This window comes from Escherichia sp. R1 (assembly GCF_003000935.1).
Classification (GTDB): domain Bacteria; phylum Pseudomonadota; class Gammaproteobacteria; order Enterobacterales; family Enterobacteriaceae; genus Escherichia; species Escherichia coli.
The window spans coordinates 65767-83772 of sequence record NZ_PSRU01000019.1; the positions used below are offsets into that span (position 1 = coordinate 65767).

Below are 18006 nucleotides of genomic sequence, written 5' to 3' on the forward strand. Positions count from 1 at the left end.
CTTATTCTTGCTCCAGCATCGCATTCACCCACGCGTCGAGGTTGGCGAACGTCGGTTTGGACGCCAGATGCAGCAACTTACGCCCGGCGTCCACCGCCAACAGCGTCGGTTTGCCGCCCGCCTGGGCCACCAGCACGGTACGCACACACTCCAGCAGCGAATGTTCCGCCCGCGCCTGCTGTTCCATGGCGTTGGCGAGCGGGTCCATCAGGCAGTAGCAGATAAAGACGCCTAAAAACGTTCCCACCAGCGCTGCCGCCACTTTCAGGCCAATCAGGGCGATAGAGCCGTCAATCGACTGCATGGTGATGATGATGCCGAGCACTGCTGCACAAATACCAAATCCCGGCATCGCTTCGGCAGTACGTTGCAGCGAGCGCGACGGCGTTAACAGGGACTCTTCCGCGGTGTCCAGTTCCTGATCGAGAATGCCTTCCAGCTCATGGGCGTCGATTTTACCCATCGCCATCAGGCGAAAGTTATCAGCAATAAAGGTCACCAGCCGCTTCTGGGTTAACACCAGCGGGTATTTCTGGAAAATGGTGCTCTCTTCCGGCTGCTCAATATGCTGATCCAACATCCGCAGACCGCCGTTTTGCACCATTTCGAGCAACTCATACAGGCACATTAATAGCTGACGCTGAAACTCCGGCCCGAGCTGTTTTTTACTGATCACGCCTTTAATTTGATGGGCAATCTCTTTCAGCACATGTTTCGGATTCCCAATAATCATCGCCCCGAAACCAGCACCCAAAATAATGATCATTTCCGCCGGTTGCCAGATAGCCACTAATTGCCCGCCCGCTTCAAAATAACCGCCAAATACGCAGCCGAGCACCACCAGTAAACCTAATATTTTTTGCATGATTTCTTCACTTTAATTCGGATAGACAAAATCACGAATTTTCTGCGCGATCTGTTTATTCAGTTGACAAATTCGGGCCTCGGTTAGCCCTAATACCAGCGCAATCTCTTTGAGATTCATCTCATGCTGGTAATACATGGAGAGGATCAGTTGCTCTTTTTCGCTTAATTGTGAAAGCGCGTGTTGCAACATTTGCTGGGTGACAAACTGATCTTCCAGTTCCCGGCCAGCAAGCGGAATGCCTGGCCCTTCGCCGTTCAGCAGTTCGTCCAGGCTGGCGAGCGTTTCCGCCCCTTCCAGTTGCTGATATTCGAGATAATCTTCATGCGAGATCCCTTCCTCAGCCAGCTCCTGCCACTCCGGTTCGTGCCCCAGTTTTTTACGCGTTTCGCGAATCAGGTCTTTCATCTGATGATATTTCTGTCGCAGCTGGCGCGGTCGCCAGTCGAGAGCGCGCAGCTCATCCAGGATCGCACCGCGAATACGGTGCACGGCATAGCCCGCAAAACCTTCGTCCGGCAGCCCATAGCGACGAATGGCGTTCAACAGCCCCATTAACGCCGTTTGTTCCATATCCTGACGGTCAATAATGCAATTACACTGCGGGGCAAGTTGCCGCACCACTTTACGCACCAACGGTAAATAGGCCTGCAAGTAGTGGCTCTCCTGCTGCGGAGTTAATACCAGCGTGGCAGCAAATTCTTCTGACTCGAATACATCCTGTAGCATGTTTATATCCGCCTGGTGATTACTGGAAGACCACTTTTTTCACCAGCAAATCCTTATACGGTGCGGTCATTTTGCGACGCTGAAGATCTTTCTTTAATGCGTCAGAAATCAGTTTGCGGATGGCGGATATTTTCATGCCACGCAAATCTTCAAATTTCATTTCCGTCAGGCATTCAACCGCAATACTTTGATACAGCGGTTCCTGATGCTTTATTTTTTCCGCCTCTTTGTCACTGGCAACCACCATCACTAATTCCGCCGACAAATAATGATCCGCGCCGTTGTTGTCATGCAGCGTGACAATGGTTTCCGGCAGCGTCACAAACACGCTTTTGCTTTCATCCAGGGTTTCCACCGCTTCCGTCCGCGCAACGGCAGTCGGTTTTCCTTTTCCGGCATAATGATGCCAGACACCCCATCCAGCTCCGGCCCCCACCACCAACGCCAGAACGGCGCTGACCACGCCCGCCACCACGATTTTCTTCATATTGCCTTTACACTTTGATCAAAACGGATTCGTTCTGTTGAAATTGAGGCGCATCATCAAGCTGTAAGGCGGCACTCACCTCTTCCTGCTGATGGCCCGACTGTTGTTGCTGCTGCGACTGCCCTTCGGAGGAAACCTGTACGTTCACCTCCATAAAATTTTGCGCCGTCAGATGCTGGCGGAGATCGTCGCTAAACTGCTGCAACGCGCGGCAGACTTCACTTTGGTTCGCGCCGATGTGCACCATCAGTTTGCCGTTGTCGAGTTGGACGGCGATCTCAAGCTTGCCAAGCGACGGGGGATCGAGACGAATGGTGGAGATCTGCTGTTGTTTGTTGAGCTGAAAGTGGATCTGATCTTTCAACAGCGTCGTCAGTTTTTCGCCCAGTTCGTCCATCGAAAGCGTGGCTGGTTTGGCGACAATCTCCTGATGATCGCTGACCAACTCTGGCGTCTTAACCTGCAACACCGCACGCGCAATAACCGGTTCGCTGTCCGGCACTTTTTCCGTTTTACGCTCGACCTGCGGGCGCGCGGTCACACGGGTTAGTTCAGGTTTCGGGCGAGCTGGCGGTGTTGAGACGCGCGGCTGCGTCGGCGCAATGGCATGTAAATCTTCACTGGCGTAAGTCGCCAGTCTGGCCTGCTGTTCGGGTTTCGCCTGCGGCAACTGACCGATCAGCTCCTGCAACTGCGGCGGCAACGGCGTGAGTTCCTGCTGCTGCGTCGGGCGTTGCGGCGCGTTTTGCACCACCGCTTTCGTCAATTGCTGGATAACCGGCGATGTTGCGACGTTTCGCGGCTCCGGCGTGTCCTGATGCGGCGCGGCAGGTTGCGGAAGTAACAGCGCCATTAGCGCCTGCATCGCCACCGGATCGTTCTCCTGCGGGCGCGTCGCCTGATGCTGACTGGTTTTAGCGCTATGAACGCGCTCCGCCACCGCCGCCACCGCCATTTTCGGCAGGGTAAACGCGGGCGCGTTTTCACCGCTCACCGGCGGTAAAATATCCGCTTTCAACGACGCGGTTTCCGCAAGTGTTCCGAGCGTGGCAAGCAATGCCGGATTCATGACTTCTCCGAAAGTAAATTAACAATTGAGTAGGCCAGCACGCCTTCCTGATGGCGCTGATGCTGTTCCATACGCGCCTTCAACACTTCTGCACGCTGCTCGCGTCGTTTAATCAGGGCGTTAAACGCGGCACACAGTTGCGCCTTCACCGCACACAACTGCGTCGCATCGGTTTCCGCCGTCGCATAATCGTGAAACTGGCGCATCACCTGCTGATGCAGGGCCGGAAGGCGTCGCCAGCGTTGCTTGTCGAGGGCTTCGTTCATCGCCTCAACCAGCGCGAAAAGTTGTCTGCATTTATCTTCCATTGCGTTAACCCAGCTTGCCCGAAAGCCCTTCCCAGCCTTCGCGCAGATTGCTTAAAATCAGCATCACTTCATCGATTTTCTCTGCCGACAGTTCGCCACTGGCTTCATACAAGCGATACACGCAGTGGTCATAGAGGCGAGAAAGATTCACCACCAGCTCGCCACCGGTTTCAAACTCCAGCGAACTGGTGAGCGCATTGAGAATGTCGATGCATTTATTGATGCTCTGGGCTTTCTTCTCGAAACGCCGCCCTTCAATGTGGCTTCTGGCGCGTTCCAGCTCGTCCATCAGGCCAGAAAACAGCACCAGCACCAGTTCAAGAGGCGATGCCGCAGCGGTACGCGCCGCGAGATCGATCTCTTTGTATTGCGAATAACCGTCCTGTACTTGGTACATCTTTAAGGATATTCCTTCTGAATTACGCGAATGCCGCCATACTGGCTTTCATGGTGTACACCTCAACCAACGTATTGGTGTACTCCTCAAGATAACGGTCGTAGTTAGCGTTATAGGTATCGGTAAGCTGATCGCCTTCGTCCTGAATTTTGCTCATCTGATCATCAATGTTCTGCTGGCGCAGGGTGATGATGCCGTTGCTGGAGTCCGTGTAGGTATTAATCAGGTCGTCCATCTGCGCCACCATGCTGTTGTCGCCAACGAAAATAGATGTCAGACCGTCAGGATTTTTCGCCATTTCGTCGCTGAACTGGTCGGAGTCAATCTGTAAGTGGCCGTGGGAATCGAGGGTGATGCCATAGTCAACAATCGACACGCCGTTGTAGCTGGCATGGGCGATATCATCGAGCTGGTTTGCCAGTGAGCTGAGTCCAGCATCCCCCGCAAAGACCCCGGCGCTACTGCTGTCATCACCGTGAGTGGTTAGCGAATCAACCGTATCAATCAAGGTGTTATAGGCATCGACAAAAGTCTGTACTTTCTCCTGGCTGGCGCTGGAATCTTCGCTGATGTTAAAAGTGGTGAGATCGCTGTCAGAATCGCTGACTTCGGTAAAAGTCATGGTGACGCCGGGGATCACATCATCAAACGTGTTGCTGCTGTTGGTGATAGCCGGTCCGCTGGCGCTACCGAGATGAATAATCGCGTCCTGAGCGGAGGAAACATCCGTGGCAACGGGCGCACTGGTGCTATCGTTGCTGGCATCATGCCCCGTTACGCTCACCGAAAACGCGCCCTGCGCCCCGGTGCTATCGGAGGTGAGCATAATCGTGGTGGTGCCGTCGGTTTTTACCAGTGCCGCCGACACGCCCGGATTGTCATCGGAGTCGTTAATCGCATTCACCAGTTCGCTGGCGTCGATAAAACCGTCGCCGTCACCGTTCTGATCCGCCGCCGACAGATCGATATCCATAGTGCTGTCGCCCATCGTCAGTTCAAAAGTACCGGTAGCGGAAAAGGCGTCGTCGCCCATACTGAACGTGGTTTGCTGCCCCTGCGCCAGTTGCTCAACGAAAAACGAGTAGCTTCCCGCCTGCGCCTGGGAATTGGCGGAAACGGTCGCCGAGTCATTATTGCTGCTGGCGGCAAAAGTCACCGGGCCGTCGGTATCGCTGTTCAGCGCGTCAACGGCGCTCTGGAAATCGCTCAACGCCGAGCTGAGCGAGTCCAGGCCGCTGCTTTCAGCATCCAGCTCCGTTTGCTTTTCCTGCAAGTTTGCCGCCTGGGTGGCAACATCCGCATACGCGATTTCTTGCGCAATGGTTCTTGGGTTGATCATTGATGACTCCGGATAACAATGTCAGGTTATTGGCAAAAGGCGTGCCAATATTTTTTATGTGAATAATCAATAGATTGAAAAACAGGCGGAAATGACGTTTCCGGTCTGGCGGAAAAAAGCCTGCCGCAGAAAGCACAACACCGCCCGCAGGCGGTGTTGTTCGTGGCCGGATAAGGCGTTTACGCCGCATCCGGCTATCGGTGCACAGTGCCTGATGCAACGCTGACGCGTCTTATCAGGCCTACGGGTCCGCGCCTGTTTTTATGCGTGTGCCCATTTGTAGGCCGGATAAGGCGTTCACGCCGCATCCGGCAATCGGTGCACAACGCCTGATGCGACGCTGACGCGTCTTATCAGGCCTACGGGTCCACGCCTGTTTTTATGCGTGTGCCCATTTGTAGGCCGGATAAGGCGTTTACGCCGCATCCGGCTATCGGTGCACAGTGCCTGATGCAACGCTGACGCGTCTTATCAGGCCTACGGGTCCATGCCTGTTTTTATGCGTGTGCCCGTTTGTAGGCCGGATAAGGCGTTCACGCCGCATCCGGCAATCGGTGCACAACGCCTGATGCGACGCTGACGCGTCTTATCAGGCCTACGAGTCCGCACATATTTTTATGCTTGTGCCCGTTTGTCGGCCCGAACTTACTGCAGCAGGCTGGAAACCATGCTGGACATGCTGTTGGACTGTTTCAGCATGGTGATACCGGTCTGCATCAGCACCTGTTGTTTGGTCATATTGGACGCTTCCGTCGCGTAATCGGTATCCATGATGTTGCCGATAGCCACTTCGGTATTGTCCTGCATGCTGGTCAGGTTGTTGGCGGTATCATTCAGACGGTTGATAGACGCACCCAGTTTGGACTGGATCTGCGAAACGTCATCCATCGCGGTAGAAATGCTGGTGATCATCTGGTTAGCCGAGCCAGACGCAGTCAGTTCAGTACCGCCAGAAACGCCTGCGGTGCCAGTGGTGTCTGCCTGATCCGCACTAAAGGAGTTGCTGATAGCAGAAAGGTCAGTCACCAGCGTGTTCAGTTGGCTTGAAATATTCACGGTCATGGTGTCGGAAGATTCCGCGCCCACCTGGAAAGTTACTGCGCTCTGGAACAGACCGTCAGTACCGGTGTTGCTGGTGCCGGAAACACCGAACAGGTTGGTGCCGCCGTAAGTAGTGTTTTGCAGCATGTCAGACATCTGCTGGCCCAGTTCGTCGTATTCGTCCTGCATCGCCTGCAGGTCATCGTCGCTGTAGGTGCCGTTCGCTGCCTGAGTTGACAGGTCTTTCATACGACCCAGCACGTCAGACATTTCGTCAAACATGCTGTCGGCGGTTTGCAGCATCGCGGTGGCATCATTGATGTTGCTCAGCGCCACGCCCATACCGCTGGACTGTGCCGTCAGACGGTTAGCAATTTGTTTGCCTGCGGCGTCATCGGCAGAAGAGTTAATCCGGTTACCTGTCGCCAGGCGTTCCATAGAAGTAGACAGAGAAGAGCTGCTTTTGCTGATTGCATTAACGGCGGCCATTGAGGCGTTATTGGTGTTAATAGATAACATGATACTGCTCCTTGGGATTAATCGTTTTCGTTTCGATACCCTGTAAAAACGACACCTCGGGAGCAAACTTAAAACCGCCGTTAAAAAAATTTCACTGCGGTTTATCTGATGCCACTTTTAGCTAAAAAAAGCAGAGTTTAAATTCAGATAAAAAGATTATTAGCAATATCTGCCACATGGCCAGGTATCAAAATATGTCTTTAACAAATGCTTGATATAGTTAAGATTGTCCTCAATTAACGCGTTTTCTCATCAATGTACTGATGCCAAAATTTACATTGCGTTGCAAATAGTACCCATTTGGCTATTGTACCTGTCCTGTCATTTCGTTACATTTCCACGCCATATAGTGATTAAGAATAATCCTATTACCATAAAATATTAATTATCACGCAGAAAAATCATCTTCTCAGGGACGTATAAGACTGTGCTTTATGCAAAGCACTATCAGGAAACATTTATCCCTTGCTAAGGTAAACTCAACTATGAGTATTATTATCAACAACTGGCGGATGGACCCGTCGCTTAATGCCTTAATACATTGCGAAACGGGTGAAACACGTCGTCTCGGCGAATACCATTTTATTTTGCTGGAAACATTAGCAAAAAATGCCGATGTGGTTTTATCGCGATCTTATTTATGTGCCGAAGTATGGAAGAACCGTATTGTCGGCGGTAACAGCCTGCCGACGGCGATCCATGCGTTGCGCGTTGCTATCGATGATGATGGCAAACAACAGAACATTATTAAAACAATTCCGAAGAAAGGGTACCTGTGCAATAAAGAGTATGTGTCTTTTCCGGAGTCATCGCCTGCAGAAGCGCAGATTATTACCGACCAGATACAGAAAACAACGCCAGAAGAGATATCTTCGACAACACCGCCTGTACCTGTTAGAAAAAAACATAAAGGACTGATGGGGCTGGCGTTGGCCGCGGCTGTTATATTGGTTGGCTCAACCGTGGGGTATTCACACTTGAAAAGTACACCTGACGCCCCGCAACTGGTAAAAGAGTCAATTAACAGTCCAAGAATAAAAATATTTCATCTTAGTTCTGGAAAGGAAAATAATTCCGTACCGTTACTGTCACAAATCCTCGCACCAGGAAAAGACAAACTCGATAATTTATTGTCAGCGCATAATATGACAATGACAACCTATTATAAATATGTTCGTAACCGACTGGAAAGCGATATTGTTCTGCGTAACCAGTGCAACGGCAGCTGGCAATTAACCTTTAATGTGGAAGGTTGGCAGAACAGCGATATTAATAGCGCGATGTATCAGAATTTAGAGAAGTTGTTAAATACTGTGCAGAAATGCTGACAAGTGCCAATATATGCCGGATGCGACGCTAAACGCGTCTTATCCGGCCAACCGATAATTACCCCAATAAATTCCTCACCGTCTGGCTGGAAATTCGCGCCTGACCGTTCACCGCCTGCAATAAAACCTGATAGTTATGATTGGCGCTATCCAGCACGCCGCCGAGATTTTCCGACGCCTGCACGGCGCTTTCCGTTTGCGGGAAGCGGGACATGCCGTCGATCAACTGCCGCGCCTTTTCCTGCTGCACCGCCATTTGCGCGCGCTGCTGATTAATGTTTTCTAGCATTTGAGAAATTCCCGCCCCGCCTTGTTGCAGGCTTTGCGCTAAGCGGTCCGCCTGTGACGGTTCAGCAAAGGTTTTCAGCGGCATAAACGCCGACTTATCGCCATCGGTGCGCACGCTTAAGGTGCGCTCGATGTCTGGCCACTGTTTTTCGGTGGTGGAGAAGCTGATGCCATCCGCTTGCTGATGCAGTTGCACACCCACGCGGCGCAGAGCGTTGGTCAGCCGCGTCTGATACTGCGCGGCGCTGTCATCCTCATACAGCATCACCGCCGAAAGCTGGGTCTGCCGCCCGTCAGTGACACTGAACATGCGCGTTCCCGGCGTGGGATTGTGTACCAGATTCGCCAGATCCAGCGAGTGGAAGGTCACCCGCGCTTCGCCCTGCAACACTGGTTGTAACTGGCGGTCCACCGCGCCGCCGGAAAGCGCGGCGCGTTTGTCCAGCATCTGCATCAGCGCCGTACTCTGTGCCTGCCCGCCCTTACGCTGGCTATGACGATAATCGAGCAACTGCTGTTCCAGTTGCCCGAGATAGTGATCCGCCTGCTGCAACGTGGTGAGCTGGTCGTTAAGCTGTACGCTGTAACGCTGCGGGCGAGTGGTAATCAGCGGCGAGGCCGGATATTCACTCGCCGTCGCCGGGAGTTTTTGCCGCACCGCCTGAGTGGGCGCAACGGTTGACGACGATACCGCAGCGCTAAGTGCGCCGCCGGTGGCGAGTGATGAAGATGTAAGTCCGACCTGCATACTGTTCCTGAAAGAGTTAGAGAACGCTGAACAAATTCAACTCACTCACTTTCGAGTAAGTCTTGAGGGTAGCTTCCATTGCCACTTCCAGTCCGGTAAAGGTGATCGACGCTGGGCCGTAATCGAGATCCTGCAATGAACCAATCAATTCATCATTAGATGTCGAGATATCGGTCTGTGCATCGCTCAACATCGACATGGTGTTTTGTGTCTCGCCGAGCGACGCAATCGAGGCGTTGAGGTCGTCCGAGGCGGTGTCTACCACATCGACGGCGTTCTGAATATCGCTCTGCACCTGCGGATCTGCCGGATCGACGTCCGGGTTTTGCAGTTCCTGCGACAAGGAATTAAGCGTGTTAAGCACGTCTAAATTACTGTCGAAGAAATCGCTCGCCGCCACGTTGGTATCCACTTCCACGCCGTTCGACACCGTAGTCTGGCGATGGTCGCTGTTGCCCTGATAGCTATAGCTGTCGGTGACGCCATCGCCATCATCGTCTACCGCCACAATCGGCGGCTGATCGTTGATGGTGCCGCCAAAGACGTAATGCCCGTCTTCATCCTGATAGTTCAGCGCCGCGACCATTGATTCGGTGAGCGACTCAATATCCTGGCCGAGGCTTGCCAGAGAATCGGCGGTATTGGTGCCATTCGCCGCTTCAAGCAGGTCGTCGCGTACCGCCAGCAGGCTGTTGTTGACGCCATCAAGAATAGACTCCTGCTGGCTTAAGCCCGCCGACGCGGAGTCGATATTGCTCTGATACTGTTCAATCGCCGACTGCTGGCGGTTTAACTGGGTGATGCGCGTGGCGGCGATCGGGTCATCCGACGGCTGCAAAATTTCCTTGCCGGTTGCCATCTGCTCGACCACATGCGCCAGAGAGCCGGAGAGATTATTAAAACTTTGCGTCATCGAGACGTAGGTTTGTTGGGTGGTTACTCGCATTTTCGCGCTCCCGCTTAGCTGCACATTTCCAGCACCGAATCGAAAATCTCGGCCCCGGCGGAAATGACTTTCAGATTAGCTTCATAAATTTGTTGATAGGTGATCAGGTTCACCGCCTCTTCGTCCATGCTGACGCCGCTGACGCTGCTCTGCTGGTTTTGCGCTGCGGAATAGACATTGGACGCGGCATCGACTTCCGTCTGGTTTTGCTGACTGTAAATGCCGATATTGCTGATGATTGACGAGCACGCCTGCCCTACCGTCACGCTGCCGAGGTTGGCTATTTCCAGCGGTTCGGTGGAGATATTGATCAGCGCCTGCAGGTTGTCGCTGTTGCCGCTTTCATCCGGTGAACTGGAAAACGCCAGCTCATCGGCAGTGATATCCGGGTTAACGGTCAGTGGGCCGTCGGCATTGCTGGCGTCATAAATAAACAGTGGCTCGCCGGGGTTACCGTTGAGATCGTAGCCCTGCGCCAGCTGGTTGTTGACCGCATCGGCGAACTGCGACGCCATGCTGTTGATGGTGTCGGTCAGCGGCGTCAGCACATCGTTTTGATAATCAAACAGTGCGCCTAATGAACCGCCAGTGTCGGTGGTCATCGTCGAGATGGTTCCGGCGAAGGTCAGCGTCATACTTGCTGTACCATCGGCGTTGGTTTCCAGCGCGATGGTCGAGCTTTGCTGCCCGCTCACCAGCGGCTGACCGTTTTTCAGGGTGACGTTGTAGTTGCCCTGGTCGTCAATATTGACCTGCACGTCCATCATTCCGCTCAGTTCTTCCACCATCTGATCGCGGGCGTCGTACAGCGCGGAGGCGTTATCGCCGTTGGCTTCGGCCTGAGCGATTTGCTGGTTATAGCTGGCGATGCCGCTGGTCAGCGTATTGATTTGCGATACCATCGCCTGCTGCTGACTGATGATTTCCGTGCTTTGCGAGTCGATGTAATCCAGCGTGTTGTCGATGCGCAAGGACAGCGCCCCGGCTTCGCTGATCACCTGCTCGCGCAGGGCGGAATCATCGGGGCTGGTGGTCGCTTCGTTAAGGGCAGCGAAAAAGTTATCGAAGCCGCCGCTCAGACTGCTGTTATCGTCGCTCAGTACCGCTTCCAGTTGTGTGAGATACCCTTGTTGAGTGCTGTAATAGCCGTAATCGCTGGCGGCATACCATACCTGATTAACCTGATACTGGTTGGAGACGCGGCGAATACTGTCGACCTGCACGCCGTTACCGGCGCTGTTCGGCGAACCACCGCTGGCACCGATGGTGCTGATCTCCGCCACCTGGCGGGTGTAGCCCGTGGTCATGGCGTTAGCGGTGTTTTGCGCCGTGACGTTCAGCTCCACCTGCGCCGTTGATGCGCCGCTGTAGCCGATGTTAATCATGTCCATGTTGGGTCCTTACCGGTAAATCGTGCCGGTTAAAAGCGGCGTGAAGTTGGGGGTTCTTAAGTTCCGTAAACCGGGTGCCAAATGCCGGATGCGGCGTAAACGCCTTATCCGGCCTACATACGGGCGACTCGTAGGCCTGATAAGACGCGACAGCGTCGCATCAGGCATCGTGCACCGAACGCCGAAGCCTCATTTATGCCTGGGCGACAACTGCTTCACAATCATCGCCGCGATCCCAATCCCGTGCTGCTGCGCCAGGGTGTTACACAACTCATCGTCATAAAACCCCTGCATCATGCGCACCGAATCGCTGTTAAACGGGTTATCTTTCGAATCAAACAACTCGTTGGTTTTACGCATCTCTTTCAGCATGTTGCGTAAAAAAATCGCCTCAAACTGCTCCGCGGCCTGCTTAATATCATTGGCCTGAACCTTCGGCCCCATTAACGCATCGCTGCCGTCAATCCCGCCGCTGCCGTTGATTTTCATCAGATCACCTCCAGGTCGGCATCCAGCGCGCCCGCCTCATGCAGCGCCTGTAAAATCGACATAATGTCGTCCGGCGTTGCGCCTAAACTGTTCAGCGCATTGACCAGCGTTTTCAGGCTGCTCGACTCCGGCAAACTCACCACGCCAGGGCGCGCATGATTCACCGCGATATTGCTCTGCGGCGTTACCGCCGTGCGTCCGCCTGCAAAGGCATTTGGCTGGCTGACGTTGCTGGTTTCGTTAATCGAGACGGTCAAACTGCCGTGCGATACCGCCGCCGCGTGCAGCGTAACGCCATCACCCATCACCACCGTGCCGGTGCGCGAGTTGAACACCACGCGGGCGCGGATTTTCTCCGCCTGCACCTGCACATCATCCAGTTGCGACATAAACGCCACCCGCGCGCCGGGACTGGTAGGCGCACGCACGGTAACGTTGGTGGAACTCTGCGCGGTGGCAATGCCGCCAAACGAGGCGTTGATCGCCGCCGCAATGTTGTTGGCGTCTTTAAACGATGGGCGCTTCAGGTTGAGGGTGATGGTGTCGCCCATCTGAAAATCGCTGGGGATCTCGCGCTCTACCGTTGCGCCGTTAGGAATTAACCCGGCGGTTGGCGTATTAACCGTTACGCTCGAACCGCTGGCCCCGGTGGCATTCATCCCGCCCACCACCACGCTGCCCTGCGCCAGCGCATAAACTTCGCCATCCGCGCCGTGCAACTGGGTCAGCAACAAAGTGCCGCCACGAATACTTTTGGCATCGCCAATCGACGAAACAGTGACATCAATGGTCTGCCCGCGCGAGTACATCGGCGGCAATGTGGCGCTCACCGCCACCGCGGCGACGTTTTTCACCTTCGGGTCGATTTTATTCGGCAACTGCACGCCAAACTGGCGCAGCATATTGGTGATGGTCTGGTTGGTGAATTTGACCTGGTTTTTATCACCGGTACCGTCGAGGCCGACCACCAGGCTGTAGCCGACCAGTTGGTTTTCACGCACACCCTGTACGTTGACCAGCGACTCCAGCGATTGCGCCAGCGCCACGCCAGGCAGCGCCAAGCTCACGGCGATAACTGCGGCCTTTATCCAGTTTTGCATTGCACTCTCCGGCATTAAATCGGGAACAGAGGATGGTTAAACAACCGCGTCAGCCAGCCTGCGGCGTTGGCGTCGCTTAACGCGCCGCGTCCGGCATAGGAGATGCGGGCATCGGCGATCCGCTGGGAGGAAACCGAGTTGTCGTTCTGGATGTCGTCGGCGCGCACAAGGCCGCTTAAACGGATGTACTCATCGCCCTGGTTGAGGGTCAGCCATTTTTCGCCGCGAATTTCCAGGATGCCGTTGGGCTGCACCGCATGGACGGAAACGGTGATCTCCCCGCGCAGGCTGTTCTGCTGCTGGGAAGTGGCGCTGCCGTCAAAGTCGCGGTTGGCGTCGATAGAGCCGGAAAGCTTATCTTTGGTGTGTCCAAAAATCGTTGGCGCGCCGATATCGACGGTGTTGCTTTTGCCGAAGTTGGTTTTCGCCTGTTTGCTCGACTGGGTGGATTCTTCGAGGATCACCGTCAGGATATCGCCCACGCGGTAAGCCCGCCGGTCGGCGGTTAGCGACCAGTTGTAGCCGGTTTCAAACACGCCCCCGGCACGCCCGTCTGCCGGAGGCGGCGCTTCGGTGGTTGGTGGCGCAAAGTATGCGTCGTCTTTTTTGACCAGAATGGCCTGCGATTCACACCCGCTAAGGAGTGGAAGCAGCGCCACCAGCCAGATATAATTTTTCACGTTCTGCCTGTTTAAATACAGTGAGTTATGTGCTCTTGTAGGTCGGATAGTCGCATCCGACATTTCGGCCTTACAGCGTCTGGCTGATGTACTGCAACATATCGTCCGCTGCTGACACCATTTTGGCGTTCATCTCGTACGCGCGTTGCACCGTAATCATCGCCACCATTTCGTTGACGATATCCACGTTCGAGCCTTCCAGCGCGTTATCCTGCAAGGTGCCAAGCCCATCTTCGCCCGGTACGCCTTCGGTCGGCTGTCCGCTGGCGGCGGTTTCCAGATAGAGGTTGTCGCCCTCGGCAGAAAGCCCGGCCGGGTTGGCGAAGTTCACCAGCGTCAGTTGCCCTAACTCAGTCACGTCGCTGTCGCCGGGTAAGATCGCCGTCACCGTGCCATCCTCACCAAACGCGACGTTGGTCGCCCCTGCCGGAACGTCGATTTCCGGCTGCAACGGCAAGCCCTGCGAGTTGGTCAGTACGCCGTCAGCGTTCACCTGCAAGTTGCCGTCGCGGGTATAAGCGATATCGCCGTTGGCCTTTTGCACCTGCAAAAATCCCTGCCCCATAATGGCGACATTCATCGCGTTGTCGGTGGTTTCGACGTTGCCTTCGGTGAAGGTTTTCTGAGTGCCGACAATGCGTACGCCGCTACCGAATTGCAGCCCGGTCGGCATAATGTTGTTCTGATCGAGCATCGCGCCCGGCGCTTCCTGGGTCTGGTAAAACAGATCCTGAAACATCACCCGGTCGCGCTTAAAGCCTGTGGTGTTAACGTTGGCGATGTTGTTGGCAATCGCGCTCATTTCAGCATCCTGCGCTGAGAGGCCGGTTTTGCTGATCCATAGTGCTGCGTTCATGGTGGTAAATTCCGTGTTATTTTTTGGCCGCGGTTGCCGGATGCGGCGTGAACGCCTTATCCGACCTACGATGTGCGGTTACGAGCCGCGCAATAAGCGGTTGCCCGCGTCGCTGATATCTTCGGCGGTTTTCATCATCTTGATCTGCGCTTCGAACTGGCGGTTCATGGCGATGGACGACATCATCTCACTCACCGCCGAGACGTTGCTGCCCTCGAGAAAACCGCCGCTGACTTTGATGTTTTCATCGCGCTGGGCCGGAACGCCGTCGGCAGTCACCAGCATCCCTTCAGGATTTTTCGCCAGGTTCGCGACCGGGATATCCACCAGCTTCAGGCGGTCGATATCCATCGTCGCGGTCACGTCACCGTCATCGGGCGTCACGGAGAGCGTGCCGTCGCTGCCAAACGAAGCAATGGCGTTGGGCGGCAGAATGATCGGCCCGTTATCTCCCAGCACCAGATTGCCGTCGATAGTCAGTTGCCCCTGGTCATCCTGCTGAATGTTGCCGTTGCGGGTATACACTTCGTTGCCGTTTTTATCCTGCACCGCAATGTAACCCGCGCCCTGAATCGCCACGTCCAGTGGGCGTTCGGTTTTCTCCGCAACACCAGTACTGTCGTTCACGCCGCTGACCCCTTCCTGCGCCATATAGCGCGTGTCGAAGCCGCCGCCTTTCACCTTGTCATTGGTCGCCATTGCCATATCGGCGCGAAAACCGTTGGTGTTGACGTTTGCCAGGTTGTTGGCGCTGATCTGCTGCTCGTACAGGGTCTGAGAAGCCCCGCTCAGGGCGGTATAAATCAAGCGGTCCATTACATAGCCTGGAACAGCGCGTCATCGAGCTGCGTGCTGGTGGCGATAACTTTGGTGTTGGCCTGATAGTTACGCTGGGCGGTCATCAGGTTGACTAACTCGCTGGTGATATCGACGTTAGAGCTTTCGAGCACGCCCGACGACAGCGTGCCGCAGGTGCCGGAACCGGGAACGCCAATCAACGGGGTGCCGGATTCGCCGGTTTGTACCCACGCGGTGCCGCTCACTGCCTCCAGGCCGTTTTCATTCGGGAAGGTCGCCAGCACCACCTGCCCCTGCAACATGCGCTCGCCATTGCTGTAGGTAGCGTAAACTTTGCCATCGTCATCAACCTGCACACCGTTCTGAGTGGCAGAGGCGTAGCCGTTGGCGGCGTTGGTGGTGACAGAAAATTCAGAGCCATATTGCGTACAGGAGGAGTAATCGACGGTTAAATCGATGGGTGCGGCGGCGTCGGTCTGAAACTCAATGGTCTGCGGCGTGTTTGGCGAGGTCAGTTTCCCGGTGTTCGGGTCGAAGGTTAACGTCGTCGCCGGAACGCCGGTCTGCTGCTGACCGTCGAAGGTGTACTGCACTTCCCAGGTGTTATCGCTGGTTTTGGTGAAGTACTGGCATACCGAATGTTCGTTGCCTAATGAGTCGTATACCGTGGTGGTGTAGCTGTCGGTGTACGAGCTGCTGTTGGTCGCGTCGAACGGTACGGTTGTGCGGTCGATAGCGTCGTCGCTGGCATCGAAGTTGGCGGTAAAGGTCAGGCTGCTGCTGGCCTGCGCCGGAATATTACCGGTTTTGATCTGGATATCGGTGACTGTACCGGTTTGCAGGGTGCCCGTGTCATCGACCGGATAGCCCTGCAAATAAGCACCCGAGGCGTTGACGATATAGCCGTTTTTGTCGGTTTCAAACGATCCGGCGCGGGTATAAGAAATGTTGCCCGCGCTGTCGCAGGTAACAAAAAAGCCGTCGTCGTTAATCGCCAGATCCAGCGCGTTACCGGTGGATACCAGCGAACCGCCGCGCGAAATACTTTGCGCGGTGCCTGCCACGCTGACGCCCATCGCCTGACTTCCGGCATACATGGCTGAAAACTGGGTGGTCATCGACTTATAGCCTACCGTTCCGGCGTTGGCGATGTTGTTACTGATCCCGTCCAGCTGTTCGTTAACGGCATTCAGCCCCGTTGCAGCAATTTCATAACTCATTGTTTCGTCCTGTTAATTCAAATTTTTGGCAGCGTGCCCGTTGTTTTGCCGGATTCGGCGTGAACGCCTTATCCGGCCTACGAACGGGTGCAAACATAAAAATATGCGCGAACTCGTAGGCCTGATAAGACGCGTTAAGCTTCGCATCAGGCATCTTGCACCGAACGCCGGATGCGGCGTGAACGCCTTATCCGGCCTACAAAACCATGCAGTTTCATGTAGGCCTGATAAGCGAAGCGCATCAGGCAATTTGGCACCGGACATCACGCCACATCACTGTCGGCATCGGGTACGCCAAACTGGCTAATCATGGTGAACGGTACTTCGCCCACGCCTGCAACGTTAAGCACCGGGGAGCTGCCGTCGAGTGGGATGCGCACATCTTCCACTTCGCCGGAGACTTCAATCGGCACCTCTTCTTCCCCGGTGTTGGTCACCACCGAGACGTCGTAATCGCCCGGCGGGATGCCGTAATCCGCCGGATTAATTGAGAAATCGACCTGGCCGGGTCCAACGGACGAACTGCCTTCCGGGATCAGCGACACCGTATAGTCATCGCCTGCGGCATCGGTAAAGTGGAGATCGGCGGTGGTACAGGCGTCGTCCAGCGTGGCGCGACCGTTAATGGTCTGGTCACTCACCTGCAAGGCGGTGGTCTGCACCATAATGTCGTCGCCCACCAGGTTGCCGAGCGCCATCACCTGAATGTTGCTCATCAGCACCGCGTTGGTATTCGCCTGCACGCTCATCTCTTCCATCATCGCCACCTGCGCCATTGACGAAAGCTGGTCGATATATTCGGTGGCGTCGGTCGGGTCGGTCGGGTCCTGGTTTTGGATCTCAGCGACAAACAGCGTCAGGAAAGTATCAACGGGCGAGCTATCGCTGCTGCTTGTCGTGTCGCTGGCCGCCACGTTGTTGCTTTCCGCCGTGGCGGTCGGCTGCGGTGATTGCGCATTCAGCGCCAGGGTATTCATCAGGCTTCTCCCAGTTTCAGCAAACTTTGCTGCATACTTTTCACGTTGTTGAGCACATCGACATTGGTTTCGAAATCGCGCGAAGCCGACATCATGTCCGCCATCTGTTCCACCACGTTGACGTCGGGATACCAGACATCCCCGTTAGCATCGGCGAGCGGCGAATGTGGTTCATAGCGTTTCACAGCCCCGCCGGTTTGCAGCACGTCCTGCACCTGCACACTGGCACCGTCAATGGCATGATGATGTGTACCCGCCAGCAAACTGTGGTGATACACCGCCGCAAACACCGGGCTGCGCGCTTTATATGCCTGCGCCTCGCTGCTGGCGGGCGCATTGGCATTCGCCAGGTTACTGGCAACGGTATTCAGACGTAGCGTTTGCGCCGTCATCGCCGAGCCGGAAATCTGATAGATATCAGTAAATGACAT

Annotated in this window: 20 protein-coding genes; 1 reads left to right on the top strand and 19 read right to left on the bottom strand. The window is 54.9% G+C overall.

Annotation, left to right across the window (positions count from 1 at the left end; all coding sequences use genetic code 11):
* Position 1: 1 nt before the first annotated feature.
* The 8 genes from motA to lafA form a co-directional block, all read right to left on the bottom strand.
* Positions 2–865, bottom strand: coding sequence for a flagellar motor stator protein MotA (motA, locus tag C4F37_RS20965; RefSeq protein WP_001169518.1), 864 nt, complete (start codon positions 863–865; stop codon positions 2–4).
* A 12-nt stretch (positions 866–877) separates the two neighbouring features.
* Positions 878–1594 (bottom strand): FliA/WhiG family RNA polymerase sigma factor, encoded by a 717-nt coding sequence (locus C4F37_RS20970; RefSeq protein WP_000938731.1) that lies wholly within the window; start codon positions 1592–1594, stop codon positions 878–880.
* 19 nt (positions 1595–1613) lie between these two features.
* Positions 1614–2081 carry a flagellar basal body-associated FliL family protein gene (locus tag C4F37_RS20975; protein WP_000725261.1) on the bottom strand — a complete coding sequence of 156 codons (468 nt, stop codon included), beginning with the start codon at positions 2079–2081 and terminating at the stop codon, positions 1614–1616.
* A 7-nt stretch (positions 2082–2088) separates the two neighbouring features.
* Positions 2089–3150 carry a flagellar hook-length control protein FliK gene (locus tag C4F37_RS20980; RefSeq protein WP_001538332.1) on the bottom strand — a complete coding sequence of 354 codons (1062 nt, stop codon included), beginning with the start codon at positions 3148–3150 and terminating at the stop codon, positions 2089–2091.
* On the bottom strand, positions 3147–3458 hold the full coding sequence (locus C4F37_RS20985) for a hypothetical protein (RefSeq protein WP_001538331.1): 312 nt from the start codon (positions 3456–3458) through the stop codon (positions 3147–3149). Before C4F37_RS20985 ends, C4F37_RS20980 begins: the two co-directional genes overlap by 4 nt.
* 4 nt (positions 3459–3462) lie before the next feature.
* Positions 3463–3855 (bottom strand): flagellar export chaperone FliS, encoded by a 393-nt coding sequence (gene fliS, locus C4F37_RS20990; protein WP_000285321.1) that lies wholly within the window; start codon positions 3853–3855, stop codon positions 3463–3465.
* A 22-nt stretch (positions 3856–3877) separates the two neighbouring features.
* Positions 3878–5194, bottom strand: a complete 1317-nt coding sequence (gene fliD, locus C4F37_RS20995; RefSeq protein WP_001538330.1) for a flagellar filament capping protein FliD — start codon at positions 5192–5194, stop codon at positions 3878–3880.
* Between the two features lie 645 nt (positions 5195–5839).
* Complete coding sequence (gene lafA / locus C4F37_RS21005) at positions 5840–6754, bottom strand: lateral flagellin LafA (protein WP_000949083.1); 915 nt, start codon at positions 6752–6754, stop codon at positions 5840–5842.
* A gap of 485 nt (positions 6755–7239) precedes the next feature.
* On the opposite strand from lafA, the gene C4F37_RS21010 reads away from it, so the two are divergent.
* A complete protein-coding gene (locus C4F37_RS21010) occupies positions 7240–8082 on the top strand; it encodes a transcriptional regulator (RefSeq protein ID WP_001538329.1) in 843 nt (280 codons plus the stop codon).
* 58 nt (positions 8083–8140) lie between these two features.
* Here C4F37_RS21010 and C4F37_RS21015 read toward each other — a convergent pair whose 3' ends face one another.
* From C4F37_RS21015 to flgC, 11 genes are all read right to left on the bottom strand, one after another.
* Entirely contained in the window at positions 8141–9118 is a 978-nt protein-coding gene (locus C4F37_RS21015) for a hypothetical protein (RefSeq protein ID WP_001538327.1), read from the bottom strand.
* A gap of 16 nt (positions 9119–9134) precedes the next feature.
* Complete coding sequence (flgL, locus tag C4F37_RS21020; protein WP_001538326.1) at positions 9135–10064, bottom strand: flagellar hook-associated protein FlgL; 930 nt, start codon at positions 10062–10064, stop codon at positions 9135–9137.
* Positions 10065–10078: 14 nt separating this feature from the next.
* Positions 10079–11455, bottom strand: a complete 1377-nt coding sequence (gene flgK, locus C4F37_RS21025) for a flagellar hook-associated protein FlgK (protein WP_000367234.1) — start codon at positions 11453–11455, stop codon at positions 10079–10081.
* 189 nt (positions 11456–11644) lie between these two features.
* Positions 11645–11944: a rod-binding protein gene (locus tag C4F37_RS21030; protein ID WP_001538324.1), complete on the bottom strand. Its 300-nt coding sequence runs from the start codon at positions 11942–11944 to the stop codon at positions 11645–11647.
* Positions 11944–13044, bottom strand: a complete 1101-nt coding sequence (locus C4F37_RS21035) for a flagellar basal body P-ring protein FlgI (protein ID WP_001538322.1) — start codon at positions 13042–13044, stop codon at positions 11944–11946. The genes C4F37_RS21030 and C4F37_RS21035 overlap by 1 nt, the downstream gene beginning before the upstream one ends.
* A 14-nt stretch (positions 13045–13058) precedes the next feature.
* Entirely contained in the window at positions 13059–13724 is a 666-nt protein-coding gene (flgH, locus tag C4F37_RS21040; protein ID WP_024186799.1) for a flagellar basal body L-ring protein FlgH, read from the bottom strand.
* Positions 13725–13794: 70 nt separating this feature from the next.
* Positions 13795–14580, bottom strand: coding sequence for a flagellar basal-body rod protein FlgG (flgG, locus tag C4F37_RS21045; RefSeq protein WP_000990540.1), 786 nt, complete (start codon positions 14578–14580; stop codon positions 13795–13797).
* 78 nt (positions 14581–14658) lie between these two features.
* Positions 14659–15396, bottom strand: coding sequence for a flagellar basal body rod protein FlgF (locus C4F37_RS21050; protein WP_000375464.1), 738 nt, complete (start codon positions 15394–15396; stop codon positions 14659–14661).
* On the bottom strand, positions 15396–16598 hold the full coding sequence (gene flgE, locus C4F37_RS21055; RefSeq protein WP_001556833.1) for a flagellar hook protein FlgE: 1203 nt from the start codon (positions 16596–16598) through the stop codon (positions 15396–15398). Before flgE ends, C4F37_RS21050 begins: the two co-directional genes overlap by 1 nt.
* Before the next feature lie 263 nt (positions 16599–16861).
* Positions 16862–17575, bottom strand: coding sequence for a flagellar hook capping FlgD N-terminal domain-containing protein (locus tag C4F37_RS21060; RefSeq protein ID WP_001093677.1), 714 nt, complete (start codon positions 17573–17575; stop codon positions 16862–16864).
* Positions 17575–18006: a flagellar basal body rod protein FlgC gene (flgC, locus tag C4F37_RS21065; protein WP_001773847.1), complete on the bottom strand. Its 432-nt coding sequence runs from the start codon at positions 18004–18006 to the stop codon at positions 17575–17577. Before flgC ends, C4F37_RS21060 begins: the two co-directional genes overlap by 1 nt.

Coding starts and splice junctions, on each gene's coding strand:
- motA (WP_001169518.1), bottom strand. CDS start 865: ATGCAAAAAATATTAGGTTTACTGGTGGTGCTCGGCTGCGTATTTGGC.
- C4F37_RS20970 (WP_000938731.1), bottom strand. CDS start 1,594: ATGCTACAGGATGTATTCGAGTCAGAAGAATTTGCTGCCACGCTGGTA.
- C4F37_RS20975 (WP_000725261.1), bottom strand. CDS start 2,081: ATGAAGAAAATCGTGGTGGCGGGCGTGGTCAGCGCCGTTCTGGCGTTG.
- C4F37_RS20980 (WP_001538332.1), bottom strand. CDS start 3,150: ATGAATCCGGCATTGCTTGCCACGCTCGGAACACTTGCGGAAACCGCG.
- C4F37_RS20985 (WP_001538331.1), bottom strand. CDS start 3,458: ATGGAAGATAAATGCAGACAACTTTTCGCGCTGGTTGAGGCGATGAAC.
- fliS (WP_000285321.1), bottom strand. CDS start 3,855: ATGTACCAAGTACAGGACGGTTATTCGCAATACAAAGAGATCGATCTC.
- fliD (WP_001538330.1), bottom strand. CDS start 5,194: ATGATCAACCCAAGAACCATTGCGCAAGAAATCGCGTATGCGGATGTT.
- lafA (WP_000949083.1), bottom strand. CDS start 6,754: ATGTTATCTATTAACACCAATAACGCCTCAATGGCCGCCGTTAATGCA.
- C4F37_RS21010 (WP_001538329.1), top strand. CDS start 7,240: ATGAGTATTATTATCAACAACTGGCGGATGGACCCGTCGCTTAATGCC.
- C4F37_RS21015 (WP_001538327.1), bottom strand. CDS start 9,118: ATGCAGGTCGGACTTACATCTTCATCACTCGCCACCGGCGGCGCACTT.
- flgL (WP_001538326.1), bottom strand. CDS start 10,064: ATGCGAGTAACCACCCAACAAACCTACGTCTCGATGACGCAAAGTTTT.
- flgK (WP_000367234.1), bottom strand. CDS start 11,455: ATGGACATGATTAACATCGGCTACAGCGGCGCATCAACGGCGCAGGTG.
- C4F37_RS21030 (WP_001538324.1), bottom strand. CDS start 11,944: ATGAAAATCAACGGCAGCGGCGGGATTGACGGCAGCGATGCGTTAATG.
- C4F37_RS21035 (WP_001538322.1), bottom strand. CDS start 13,044: ATGCAAAACTGGATAAAGGCCGCAGTTATCGCCGTGAGCTTGGCGCTG.
- flgG (WP_000990540.1), bottom strand. CDS start 14,580: ATGAACGCAGCACTATGGATCAGCAAAACCGGCCTCTCAGCGCAGGAT.
- C4F37_RS21050 (WP_000375464.1), bottom strand. CDS start 15,396: ATGGACCGCTTGATTTATACCGCCCTGAGCGGGGCTTCTCAGACCCTG.
- flgE (WP_001556833.1), bottom strand. CDS start 16,598: ATGAGTTATGAAATTGCTGCAACGGGGCTGAATGCCGTTAACGAACAG.
- C4F37_RS21060 (WP_001093677.1), bottom strand. CDS start 17,575: ATGAATACCCTGGCGCTGAATGCGCAATCACCGCAGCCGACCGCCACG.
- flgC (WP_001773847.1), bottom strand. CDS start 18,006: ATGTCATTTACTGATATCTATCAGATTTCCGGCTCGGCGATGACGGCG.